Origin of the sequence: Streptomyces sp. NPDC048392 (genome assembly GCF_043200575.1) — a bacterium.
In the GTDB taxonomy this organism is placed as follows: Bacteria; Actinomycetota; Actinomycetes; order Streptomycetales; family Streptomycetaceae; genus Streptomyces.
Genome location: NZ_JBICYB010000001.1, coordinates 760,103 through 772,127 on the forward strand (window position 1 = coordinate 760,103; position 12,025 = coordinate 772,127).

The 12,025-nt window shown below is 70.6% G+C and carries 10 protein-coding genes; 7 read left to right on the forward strand and 3 right to left on the reverse strand.

Annotation, left to right across the window (positions count from 1 at the left end):
• Window positions 1–119: 119 nt before the first annotated feature.
• From ACGFYH_RS03315 to ACGFYH_RS03340, 6 genes are all read left to right on the forward strand, one after another.
• The gene (locus ACGFYH_RS03315; RefSeq protein ID WP_393801410.1) at window positions 120–1,001 is read left to right on the forward strand and encodes an MHYT domain-containing protein; all 882 of its coding nucleotides are present in this window, start codon (window positions 120–122) and stop codon (window positions 999–1,001) included.
• A gap of 40 nt (window positions 1,002–1,041) precedes the next feature.
• Window positions 1,042–3,180 carry an excinuclease ABC subunit UvrB gene (gene uvrB / locus ACGFYH_RS03320; RefSeq protein WP_393801411.1) on the forward strand — a complete coding sequence of 713 codons (2,139 nt, stop codon included), beginning with the start codon at window positions 1,042–1,044 and terminating at the stop codon, window positions 3,178–3,180.
• 141 nt (window positions 3,181–3,321) lie between these two features.
• The gene (locus ACGFYH_RS03325) at window positions 3,322–3,900 is read left to right on the forward strand and encodes a TerD family protein (protein WP_393801412.1); all 579 of its coding nucleotides are present in this window, start codon (window positions 3,322–3,324) and stop codon (window positions 3,898–3,900) included.
• A gap of 109 nt (window positions 3,901–4,009) precedes the next feature.
• Complete coding sequence (locus tag ACGFYH_RS03330; RefSeq protein ID WP_393801413.1) at window positions 4,010–6,052, forward strand: TerD family protein; 2,043 nt, start codon at window positions 4,010–4,012, stop codon at window positions 6,050–6,052.
• 253 nt (window positions 6,053–6,305) lie between these two features.
• Window positions 6,306–7,307 carry a TerC/Alx family metal homeostasis membrane protein gene (locus tag ACGFYH_RS03335; protein WP_393801414.1) on the forward strand — a complete coding sequence of 334 codons (1,002 nt, stop codon included), beginning with the start codon at window positions 6,306–6,308 and terminating at the stop codon, window positions 7,305–7,307.
• 199 nt (window positions 7,308–7,506) lie between these two features.
• Window positions 7,507–8,607: a calcium:proton antiporter gene (locus ACGFYH_RS03340; RefSeq protein ID WP_393801415.1), complete on the forward strand. Its 1,101-nt coding sequence runs from the start codon at window positions 7,507–7,509 to the stop codon at window positions 8,605–8,607.
• A 12-nt stretch (window positions 8,608–8,619) separates the two neighbouring features.
• Here ACGFYH_RS03340 and ACGFYH_RS03345 read toward each other — a convergent pair whose 3' ends face one another.
• Entirely contained in the window at window positions 8,620–9,666 is a 1,047-nt protein-coding gene (locus ACGFYH_RS03345; protein ID WP_393801416.1) for a S66 peptidase family protein, read from the reverse strand.
• Between the two features lie 104 nt (window positions 9,667–9,770).
• Between ACGFYH_RS03345 and aroQ the strand changes: the two genes are divergently transcribed.
• Window positions 9,771–10,244 carry a type II 3-dehydroquinate dehydratase gene (gene aroQ, locus ACGFYH_RS03350; protein ID WP_393801417.1) on the forward strand — a complete coding sequence of 158 codons (474 nt, stop codon included), beginning with the start codon at window positions 9,771–9,773 and terminating at the stop codon, window positions 10,242–10,244.
• A 199-nt stretch (window positions 10,245–10,443) separates the two neighbouring features.
• Here the strand turns inward: aroQ and ACGFYH_RS03355 are convergent, their stop codons facing one another.
• Together ACGFYH_RS03355 and ACGFYH_RS03360 are read right to left on the reverse strand one after the other, a co-directional pair.
• Window positions 10,444–11,100 (reverse strand): MBL fold metallo-hydrolase, encoded by a 657-nt coding sequence (locus ACGFYH_RS03355; RefSeq protein ID WP_393801418.1) that lies wholly within the window; start codon window positions 11,098–11,100, stop codon window positions 10,444–10,446.
• Window positions 11,101–11,142: 42 nt separating this feature from the next.
• On the reverse strand, window positions 11,143–11,829 hold the full coding sequence (locus tag ACGFYH_RS03360) for a maleylpyruvate isomerase family mycothiol-dependent enzyme (RefSeq protein ID WP_393801419.1): 687 nt from the start codon (window positions 11,827–11,829) through the stop codon (window positions 11,143–11,145).
• Window positions 11,830–12,025: the final 196 nt, after the last annotated feature.

A 12,025-nucleotide genomic window follows, 5' to 3' on the forward strand; every position in this document is an offset into this window, starting at 1 on the left:
CGGTGGAAGTCATACTCTCTGCCTCGACCCTGATCGTTCGCGCGGTCCTGGGAGGGGGCGCACATCAGGAGAATCCGGGACACGAACCGGGGCGTAAGCAGGCGGAAGGGCAGCCGCACATGCAAGACACGGTCGACGGATTCAGCTACGGACTCGTCACCCCGCTGGTGGCCTACCTCATGGCCTGCCTCGGCGGCGCGCTCGGCCTGCGCTGCACCACCAGGGCCATGCTGGTCACCCGCTCCTGGCGCCCCGGATGGCTCGCCCTCGGCTCGGCGTCGATCGGCTCGGGCATCTGGACCATGCACTTCATCGCGATGATGGGGTTCACGATCGAGCACACCCCGATCCGCTACGACTGGCTGACGACCTTCGCCGGCCTGGCCGTAGCCATCGTCATGGTGGGCGTCGGGATCCTCATCGTCGGCCACCGGGGCGCGCGGCGGGGGACGGCCCTGTTCACCGGCGGCACCCTCACCGGTCTGGGCATCGCCTCGATGCACTACCTGGGGATGGCCGGGATGCATCTGGACGGGCAGCTGACGTACAACACGTTCACCGTCGCCGTGTCCGTCGTCATAGCCATGGCCGCCGCCACCGCGGCCCTGTGGGCGGCCGGACAGGTCCGGGGCTTCCTGTGGAGCGTGGGCGCCGCCCTGGTCATGGGACTGGCCGTCACCGGCATGCACTACACGGGGATGGCCGCCCTCGACGTCCATCTCGTCGGCACGTCCGAGCCCTCCGTCGGCGGATCGCCCGCCGAACTGCTCGCGCCCATGCTGATCGGCCCCCTCGCCTTCCTCCTCCTCGCCGGCGTCGTCGTCGTGTACGACCCGCTGACGGTCATGGGAAAGCCCGCCGTGGTCCCCGCCGAGCGGAAGCCGGGCATCCCCGCCCACACGGAGATTCCGCGCGCGATCCGCCACCCGGCGCACCATCCCGCGCAGCGCACGCGCCGTCGCCTCGTCCACCGGCGCTCCCGCACCCCGCAGAACCGCTGACCGGGACCCGTTGTCAGTGCGGGGTCGTACGGTGGAACCCATGCGGCCCGTTTCCCAGATCGAACGCACGGTGGCGCCCTTCGAGGTCGTCAGCCCCTACCAGCCGAACGGCGACCAGCCGGCGGCCATCGCCGAGCTGGCCCGGCGCGTCGAAGCAGGCGAGAAGGACGTCGTCCTGCTCGGCGCCACCGGCACCGGCAAGTCAGCCACCACCGCGTGGATGATCGAGAAGCTCCAGCGCCCCACTCTCGTGATGGCGCCGAACAAGACCCTGGCCGCCCAGCTGGCGAACGAGTTCCGCGAGCTCCTGCCGAACAACGCCGTCGAGTACTTCGTCTCGTACTACGACTACTACCAGCCCGAGGCATACGTCCCCCAGTCGGACACCTACATCGAGAAGGACTCCTCGATCAACGAGGAGGTGGAGCGCCTGCGCCACTCCGCCACCAACTCGCTGCTCACCCGCCGTGACGTCGTCGTGGTCGCCTCCGTCTCCTGCATCTACGGCCTCGGCACCCCGCAGGAGTACGTGGACCGCATGGTCCCCCTCCGGGTCGGCGAGGAGCACGACCGGGACGAACTGCTGCGCCGCTTCGTCGACATCCAGTACACGCGCAACGACATGGCCTTCGCCCGCGGCACCTTCCGGGTGCGCGGCGACACCATCGAGATCTTCCCGGTCTACGAGGAGCTGGCCGTCCGCATCGAGATGTTCGGCGACGAGATCGAGGCCCTGTCCACACTCCACCCGGTCACCGGCGAGATCATCAGCGACGACGAGCATCTGTACGTCTTCCCTGCCTCCCACTACGTCGCCGGGCCCGAGCGCCTTGAGCGGGCCGCGGGCGACATCGAGAAGGAGCTGGCGGAGCGCCTCACCGAGCTGGAGAAGCAGGGCAAGCTCCTGGAGGCCCAGCGACTGCGGATGCGCACGACGTACGACCTGGAGATGCTCCGCCAGATCGGCTCCTGCTCCGGTGTCGAGAACTACTCGATGCACTTCGACGGCCGGCTTCCCGGCTCCCCGCCGAACACCCTCCTCGACTACTTCCCGGACGACTTCCTGCTCGTCATCGACGAGTCGCACGTCACCGTGCCGCAGATCGGCGCCATGTACGAGGGCGACGCCTCCCGCAAGCGGACCCTGGTCGACCACGGCTTCCGGCTGCCCTCGGCGCTCGACAACCGCCCGCTGAAGTGGGAGGAGTTCCAGGAACGCATCGGGCAGACGGTGTACCTGTCGGCGACCCCGGGCGCCTACGAGCTCTCCCGTTCGGACGGCGCAGTCGAGCAGATCATCCGCCCCACCGGCCTGGTCGACCCGGAGGTGGTCGTCAAGCCCACCGAGGGCCAGATCGACGACCTGGTGCACGAGATCCGCAAGCGGACCGAGAAGGACGAGCGCGTCCTGGTCACCACCCTCACCAAGAAGATGGCCGAGGACCTCACCGACTACTTCCTGGAGCTCGGCATCCAGGTCCGCTATCTCCACAGCGACGTCGACACGCTGCGCCGCGTCGAGCTGCTGCGTGAGCTGCGCGCCGGTGAGTACGACGTCCTGGTCGGCATCAACCTGCTGCGCGAGGGTCTCGATCTGCCCGAGGTGTCCCTGGTGGCGATCCTCGACGCCGACAAGGAGGGCTTCCTGCGCTCCGGGACCTCTCTGATCCAGACCATCGGCCGCGCGGCGCGCAACGTCTCCGGCCAGGTCCACATGTACGCGGACAAGATCACACCGGCGATGGAGAAGGCCATCGACGAGACCAACCGCCGCCGCGAGAAGCAGGTCGCCTTCAACAAGGCGAACGGTGTCGACCCTCAGCCGCTGCGCAAGAAGATCAACGACATCGTCGCGCAGATCGCCCGGGAGGACGTCGACACCGAGCAGCTCCTCGGTTCGGGCTACCGGCAGGCGAAGGACGGCAAGGGCGCCAAGGCTCCCGTGCCCGCGCTGGGCGGCCAGGCGACGGGCGGTTCCAAGGCGGCCAGGGGCAGGGCCAGGGAGACGGCGGTGACCGACCGCCCGGCGGCGGAACTCGCCGGACAGATCGAGGACCTCACCACCCGGATGCGGGCGGCCGCGGCCGATCTCCAGTTCGAGATCGCTGCCCGGCTGCGCGACGAGGTCTCCGAGATGAAGAAGGAACTGCGCCAGATGAAGGAGGCGGGCCTGGCCTGACGGTCCACCGCCGGCACGCGCTGTGTTGCAGGACCGACACAAAGTGCGAACCGGGGTGGGGCGCTGTCAGTGCCCCTGCGTAGGGTTCTGGTCAACCGCGGGTCCGCGGCAACAGGGGACAGTTCGAGAGGGGATCAGCGCGTGACCGTCAACATGACCAAAGGTCAGGCCATCAGTCTGCAGAAGAGCGACGGCGGCAGCCTGACGTCGGTGCGCATGGGTCTCGGCTGGCAGGCGGCACCGCGGCGCGGCCTGTTCGGTTCGCGCACCCGGGAGATCGACCTGGACGCCTCCGCGGTCCTCTTCGCGGACAAGCAGCCGGTCGACGTCGTCTTCTTCCGCCACCTGGTGAGCGACGACGGCTCGGTACGTCACACCGGTGACAACCTCGTCGGCGGTGTCGGCCAGGGCGGCGACGACGAGGCGATCCTCGTCGACCTGCAGCGCGTTCCGGTCCACATCGACCAGATCGTCTTCACGGTGAACTCCTTCACCGGCCAGACCTTCCAGGAGGTGCAGAACGCCTTCTGCCGCCTGGTCGACGAGACCAACGGCCAGGAACTGTCCCGCTACACGCTGGCCGGCGGCGGCGCCTTCACGGCGCAGATCATGGCCAAGGTGCACCGCGCGGGCCAGGGCTGGGCCATGACCGCCGTCGGCACCCCGGCCAACGGCCGCACCTTCCAGGACCTGATGCCGGCGATCCTGCCGGTCCTGTAGCGGTCCGACCCGTAGCAGTCCGACACGAACCGGCCGGTCCCGCGCGCGGGAGCGGTGAGACCTGCGCGACGACTCGCGGGTGACGCACGAACGACACAGGGGGAAGGCGATGACGGCCGAGCTGACGCGGGGACAGAACCACCCGCTCCCCCGGGCCCGTCTCGAGATACGGATCTCGGCCGGCACGCCGGTCGTGGCCGGGGCCACGCTCGGCGACGAGGACGGCACCGTCCACGGCGTCGAATGGGTGGCCCACCCGGGCGCACCCACCCTGCCGGGCCTGGAGGTCTCCCGACAGGCAGCCGCCGACCACCGCCTCGCGGTGGACCTGGACGCCGTGCCGGACGCCGTACACCGCGTCAGTGTGCTGCTCGCCCTGCCCGTCGGCGGGACGGGCCCGGCCAGGTTCGGCACCGTCGCCGCCCCCTTCGTCGCCGTCACGGGCATCGGGGGCGACGAAGTCGCGAGCTACACCGTCACCGGTCTGGAGGCCGAGTCCGCCGTCGTCGCCCTGGAGCTCTACCGGCGACAGGGCGCCTGGAAAGTGCGGGCCGTCGGCCAGGGTTACGCGGGCGGCCTCGCCGAGCTCCTCGCCGACCAGCGGCTGTCCGGGGCCCGCCGGCTCGCGGGGAGCATCCACGAGGCGGTGGCGAGCGGGCTGGCCCGTTCGGTGCCGGTCCCTCCGGCACGCACCGCGGACGGCGACCGCGGTCGCCCGGCCGCCGCCCCGGCGCACGGACCGGACCACGGCGCCGCGTCCCAGGACGGTCCCGGCGGCCCCGTGCCGTCGGCGTCTCCGTACGACCCCCAGGGCGTTCGCGGCCCGCAGGCGCCTCAGGGGCCGGGACAGCACGGGACACAGCAGCCGCATCCCGGCGGGCCGGCGGAGCCCGCCACCGCCGGCCAGTCGTCCGCGCCCGCCCCAGGCGCACCGATCGACTACAGCCACCCCCGTCGGCAGCACGCGGCGCCGCCTCCGCCGCCGCCGACCGCGCCCCCGGCGGATCCAGGGCAGCCGGCCCGGCCCGTCGCCGGTGACGCCAACGGCTGGTCCATGGAGGAGCGGCTCTACAACCAGGTGTGGGGCATGTTCGAGGACCTGGCCCGCACCACGGCCGCCTACCGCAGTGCGGTCGACTTCGCCGACTCCCGCATGGAGAGGGAACTCGACCAGGTGTTGTCCGACCCGCGCGGCCGGATCGGCGGACAGGGTGACGCCGCCCGGGAAGCGGCGCGTGCCCGGCACGGCCGGCTGGTGTCCCAGGCCAGAGAGGCCCTGGACCGGGACGTCGCTCAGCTCGTCGCGGAGGCCGAGGTCGTCGAGCCCGCCCTGCCGGCGGCCTTCGCGCGCTGGGACAACCCCGTCTGGCACGCCTACCGCGTCCCCATGGAGATCCCGATGGCCCTGCGGCTGGGCGATCTCCATCTGCCCGAGGCCGAGCACATACGTGTCCCGATGCTGATCCGGCTGCCGTTCGAGCGCGGCCTGTGGATCGACAGCGGGCGCTCCGCATCGCCCGACGGCTCGTTCGCGGACTCCCAGGACATGCGTCGCCTGGGCCTGGAGACAGCCGTCGCCCACGCCGCCCGGCTGCTCGCCGTCTACCCGGCGGGCGAGTTCGCCGTGCACGTCATCGATCCGGCCGGATCCGGGACACGGGCACTGGCGCCGCTGGTGCGGAGCGGAGTGCTCGCCGCGCCGCCCGCTCTCGGTGCCGCGGGGGCGGCGGATGTGCTCGCCCGTCTCACCCAGCGCGTCGACCTGGTGCAGATGGCGTTGCGCGGAGGTGCCTCCGACGCGCTCCCGCCCGGCCTCGACACCTCACAGCAACTGCTGATCGTCAACGAGTTCCCGCACGGCTTCGACGACCGGGCGGTCAACCAGCTGCGCTACCTCGCCGACGAGGGGCCTGCCGTCGGCGTCCACCTGATGATGGTCGCCGACCGCGAGGAGTCCGCCGGGTTCGGACCGCTGCTCGACCCGCTGTGGCGCTCGCTGCTGCGGCTGACACCGGTTGCCGACGACCATCTCGCCGATCCGTGGGTGGGGCACGCCTGGACGTACGAGCCCCCGCTCGTGCCGCCCGGCAGCCAGGTGCTCCATGAGGTGCTCGACCGGGTTGCCGCCGCCCGCCGCTCATGGGAGCGGTGACCCCTCCCAAGCTGCCTTTTGAGCTTAATTTGCAAATCTCTTTACCTCCCCTTGGGGATTGGGGTACTGTCATCCGTACGGAGGGGAGTACTCCCTGTCTGCTGCGGCGTACCCGTCAATACGGATCAGGCCAGATCCCGGGGCGTCGGCCCGTGGCTTCCGGACGCGGCACGCGTTCCGGCGACCCGGGTGGAAGAGACCTCCGGCAGCGACGACGCTGACATCTGCCGTGTGACGTACTGCCGGAGGCATAGTGGAAGTTTCCGTGACCCTGTGGGTCCTGACCATCGTGGGCCTTGCCGCCCTCATCGCGGTCGATTTCTTCATCGGCCGCAAGCCGCACGACGTATCGATCAAGGAAGCCGGCATCTGGACCGGCGTCTGGATCGCCCTGGCGGGCCTCTTCGGGCTCGGCCTGCTCTTCTTCGGCGGCGGTGAGCCCGCCGGGGAGTTCTTCGCGGGCTTCATCACCGAGAAGTCGCTGAGCGTGGACAACCTCTTCGTCTTCGTCCTGATCATGGCGAAGTTCGCGGTGCCCTCGCAGTACCAGCAGCGGGTCCTGCTCATCGGTGTGCTCATAGCCCTGGTGCTCAGGGCCATCTTCATCGCCGCGGGCGCCGCGATCCTCGCCAGCTTCACCTGGGTGTTCTACCTCTTCGGCGCTTTCCTGATCTGGACCGCCTGGAAGCTCGTCCAGGAGGCCCGGGCCGACGAGGAGGACGAGGAGTTCGAGGAGAACAAGCTCCTCAAGGCCGCCGAGCGCCGCTTCGGTGTCGCCGACCGGTACCACGGCACCAAGCTGTGGATCGAGGAGAACGGCAAGCGGATCATGACCCCGATGCTGGTCGTGATGCTCGCCATCGGCACCACCGACGTGCTCTTCGCCCTCGACTCCATCCCGGCGATCTTCGGTCTGACCCAGGACCCGTACATCGTGTTCACCGCCAACGCGTTCGCCCTGATGGGCCTGCGGCAGCTGTACTTCCTCATCGGCGGTCTGCTGAAGAAGCTGGTGCACCTCTCCTACGGTCTGTCCGTGATCCTGGGCTTCATCGGCGTCAAGCTGGTCCTGCATGCCCTGCACGAGTCCGGCGTCCACGTCCCCGAGATCAGCATTCCGGTCTCGCTCGGCGTGATCTGCTCCGTCCTGATCGTCACCACGCTCACCAGCCTCCGTGCCTCCAAGAAGCAGGCCGAGGCGGAAGCGGCGGCAGCCGGCAGCGACGACGCCTCGAAGGACAGCGTCGGGGCCTGACCGAGTACGTCCCGGTCGGGCGGGTGAGTCCGGCTCCGGGAGCGGCGAGCGGCGAACAGCCGTGTGCCGCTCCCGGCACGACCGCAGGAGAGGCTCGGAGGACGGCACAGCCAGGGCCGCGCGTCGGACGGCTGAACGCGTCCGCAGGTTCGCCTGACACGGAATGCGGGGGCCCCTCGCCCTCTGCGACGATCGCCGCATGGTCACCGGTCCCAGGGCGTTCCTCACACAGTGGACGACCCTCGCGCCCGTGATCGCGGTGGTGCTGCTGGCGTTCACCTGGGGCCGTTCGCTGCCCGGCGTGGTCGTCGCGCTGCTCACGATCGTCCTGGCGGCGTCCGTCCTGGCCGCGGTGCACCATGCCGAGGTGGTCGCCCACCGGGTCGGGGAGCCCTTCGGCTCCCTGGTCCTCGCGGTCGCCGTCACGGTCATCGAGGTCGCGCTCATCGTGACCCTGATGGCGGACGGCGGCGACAAGGGCGCGACCCTGGCCAGGGACACGGTCTTCGCGGCCGTCATGATCACCTGCAACGGGGTCGTCGGCCTCAGTCTCCTGGTCGCCTCGCTGCGGCACGGGATCGCCGTGTTCAACCCCGAGGGCACCGGAGCCGCCCTTGCCACGGTGGCGACCCTGGCGACACTCAGCCTGGTCCTGCCGTCCTTCACCACCAGCGCGCCCGGTCCGGAGTTCTCCACCGTGCAGCTGACCTTCGCGGCGCTGTCCTCCCTCATCCTCTACGGCCTGTTCATCGCGACCCTGACCGTGCGGCACCGCGACTACTTCCTGCCGATCACCCGGCAGGGCGAGGTGATCACTGTCGAGGAGCACGCCCACGCACCGTCCTCCCGTACGGCCCTGATGAGCCTCGGGATGCTGGGCCTGGCGCTGATCGGCGTCGTCGGCCTGGCGAAAGGGGTGTCGCCGACCATCGAGGACGGGGTGGAGGCCGCCGGGCTCCATCACGCCGTCGTCGGCGTCGTCATCGCCCTGCTGGTCCTGCTCCCCGAGACGATCGCCGCCGTGCGTTCCGCGCGCCGCGACCGGGTGCAGACCAGCCTGAACCTCGCGCTCGGCTCGGCCATGGCCAGCATCGGCCTGACCATCCCGGCGGTCGCCCTGGCCTCCGTATGGCTCTCCGGTCCGCTGGTCCTCGGCCTCAGCTCCATCCACATGGTGCTGCTCGCCCTGACCGTGGTGGTGGCCTCGCTGACGGTCGTGCCGGGCCGGGCCACGCCCTTGCAGGGAGGCGTCCACCTGGTGCTGTTCGCGGCCTATCTGGAGCTCGCCATCAACCCGTAGACGCCCGACGCGTCAGTAGGTCACGGTGACACGCCGGGCGGGTCCGTCGATCCGCACGGTGCCTCCGTACGGGACGACCACCTGCGGATCGGTGTGGCCGAGGTCCACATCGAAGACGATCATGGTTTCGGGAGCATAGGCCCGCATCGCACGGAGTACCGCCGCACGCTGGTCCGCCGCGTACCGGGCGGCCTCCTCCGGGCTGTTGGGGCGCTCGAAGGACCACGTCTTCGGGCGGCCCATCAGGAGTGCGGAGAAGCGGCCGAGCAGCCCGCGCTCGCCCATGTTGCGCAGGGTGCGGAACACTTCCTCGGCGCTCGGCAGTTCCTCGGACGTCTCCAGGAACAGCACGTCACCGTCGTACTCCGCAGGATCGCGCGCGATCTCGCGGTCGGCCATCAGCAGCCAGCCGAGGATCTCCAGGCACCCGCCCCAGCCGCGTCCCTCGACCACCCGGTCGGCGTTCACCCAGGACCAGCCCGCCCCGGGCCGCATCTCCGGCTCGGCGTCGAAGGTCGCGGGGTCGGCCCAGTCGCGGCCGACGTCGTTCCAGTGCTCGGCGGGCCGCACCTCGTAGGGGCCCGAGGTGAACAGCGCCGCGCGCAGGGACGCGGCGGTCTGCGGGTGCATGGCGACGGGACGTCCCAGTTGAACCATGACGCTACCGCCGTGATAGCCGACGATGCCCGTGTTGCGCAGGTAGGCGAGCAGGTTGGTGTTGTCGCTCATGCCGAAGAACGGCTTCGGGTTGGCCCGGATCAGCTCCCGGTCCAGCAACGGCAGGACGGTGATCTGGTCGTCGCCGCCGATCGAGGCGAACACCGCCTTGATGCCGGGATCGGCGAAGGCCGCGTGGAGGTCGGCGGCACGTTCGGCGGGCGTCGAACCCGTCTTCCGGGTGGCCGGGTACTCGACGGGCTCCAGTCCGTACTCCTTGCGCAGTCGCTCCAGGCCCAACTCGTAGGGGAGTGGGAGGAGTCCAGGCAACCCGGAAGAGGGGGACAGCACCGCGACGCGATCGCCGGGCGAGGGCTTGGGCGGGTACGCGATCATCGTCATGCGCGGAGGGTACGGCCGCCCGGCGGGTCGGCGCACCGTGATAAACCGGGGACCGAGCAGCGGTCGCGCAAGAACCGCCGCCCCTCTCCCGGACCGGAGGAACCGTGCCCCGCACCCTGGCCAACGCCCCGATCATGATCCTCAACGGCCCCAACCTGAACCTGCTGGGCCAGCGCCAGCCGGAGATCTACGGCTCCGACACCCTCGCCGACGTCGAGGCCCTGTGCGTGAAGGCGGCGGCCGCGCACGGCGGCACGGTGGACTTCCGGCAGTCCAATCACGAGGGCGAACTGGTCGACTGGATCCACGAGGCCCGGCTGAGCCACTGCGGAATCGTGATCAACCCCGCCGCTTACTCGCACACGTCCGTCGCCATCCTGGATGCGCTCAACACCTGCGACGGGCTGCCCGTGGTGGAGGTCCACATCTCCAACATCCACCAGCGTGAACCGTTCCGCCACCACTCCTACGTCTCGCAGCGTGCCGACGGTGTCGTCGCGGGATGCGGAGTGCAGGGATACGTGTTCGGCGTGGAGCGGATCGCGGCCCTGGCCGGGGCAGGGTCGGCCAGGACCTGAGGCGCCGGCCGAGGGCGGGGATCGGGAGGCCGGCGGCCCGCGCCGCCCAGGAGCCGTCGTCCTGCGCGGGGCCATGTCCAGTCGACCGCGCCGCACCGGTGCGCCGGGAGCGCGCGCGGCCCGCGGGAGTGTGCGAACGCTTCACACGGGGCGCGTACGGAGGTGCGGGGGCGCGGGCTCGTACCTCCCGCACGACCCGTCACCAGCCGCGCGCCCGCCACTCGGGCAGGTGCGGCCGCTCCGTGCCGAGCGCGGTGTCGTCGCCGTGCCCGGGGTAGACCCAGGTCTCGTCGGGGAGCACGTCGAAGACCTTGGTCTCCACGTCGTGGATCAGGCTCGCGAACGCCTTCGGATCCTTGTGGGTGTTGCCCACACCGCCAGGGAAGAGACAGTCCCCGGTGAACACATGGGGATGTCCGTGCGGATCGTCGTAGACCAGGACGATGGAGCCAGGCGTGTGGCCGACCAGGTGACGCGCGGTGAGCTCCACCTGCCCCACCCGGATCGTGTCGCCGTCGTCGACCAGGACGTCGGTCGGCACGGGGATGCCCTCGGCGTCGTGCCGGCCGGCGTGGGTACGGGCGCCGGTGGCCGCGACGACCTCGGCGAGCGCCTGCCAGTGGTCGCCGTGCCGATGGGTGGTGACGACGGACGCGATGCCGTCGTCACCGATCGTGCCGAGCAGTGTGTGCGCGTCGTTCGCGGCGTCGATGAGCAGCTGCTCGTCGGTGGCCCGGCAGCGCAGCAGATAGGCGTTGTTGTCCATCGGACCGACCGCGACCTTGGTGATCATCAGGTCTTTGAGTTCGTGCACGTCGGCGGGGCCGCCGACCCTGACCTCTCCGCTGTACGTCATGACGGCCAGCCTAGCCGCGGACGGCCGTCCACCGCCCAGGGGTCACAGGGGCGGCGGCGCAGGGAGCGGGCCGCCCGCCACCGTGAGCGCGGAGCCCTCGCGCCGACCGGCGAGCCAGCCGAGGAGATCGGCCGGGGGACCGGTGACGGTCACCTCGGGGGCATCGGCCTCCCGCCCCGTGCGCCACACGCGCGTGCCGTCCGTGAGCCGGGTGGGCGGCACACCGGGGTCCCCGGCGAACCGGGCGGCGAGGAAGCCGGTCTCCCGTTCGGTGAACTCCGCCGGAAGATCCTCCAGCTCGTACCCGATGCCCAGGTCCACGTGGTGCAGTTCCACCTCGGCCCACCGCCGGAACGGCACCCGGGAGGCCGAGTCGGTGACCCCGTTGCGCAGCTCCACCGTGCGGGACCAGTCCGCGGGTGACGCTCCCGTCTCCTGGAACCGGGCCGCGCTCTCGCGCACGTCGGCGAGCTGGGCGTCGAGGGGGCGCGAGGCGTCCCGCTCGATGTCGCTGTCCCGGTCCTCGGCGGAGACGTACATGGGGCGTCCTTCGAGGACGTTCACGAGGGCGTCGGCGTTTCGGGCGAGGTGGGCGAGGACGTGGCCGCGACTCCAGCGGGGAAGCCGTGACGACTCCGTCACGGACGCGTTGTCCAGTTTCCCGACCGCGGTGAGCAGCCGCTCGGTCGCGTCCCGTACATACACCAGGTCATGGGCGTGATCAATCATGCCGCCGACCCTAGACCGGGCCACACCTTCGAGTGAAGGCCGTGGACGGCCTCCGCAATTCGAATGCGCGTGCTATAAGGTCGGTGGCGGCGTCGGGCATGCTGGGGAGTCGGGGTTTGTTGACAACCGGTGAACCCGACCGGCGTTGTCAGTGGCTCCCCCTAGTCTGAGAATGACGGGGGCCCCGCCCCTGTCA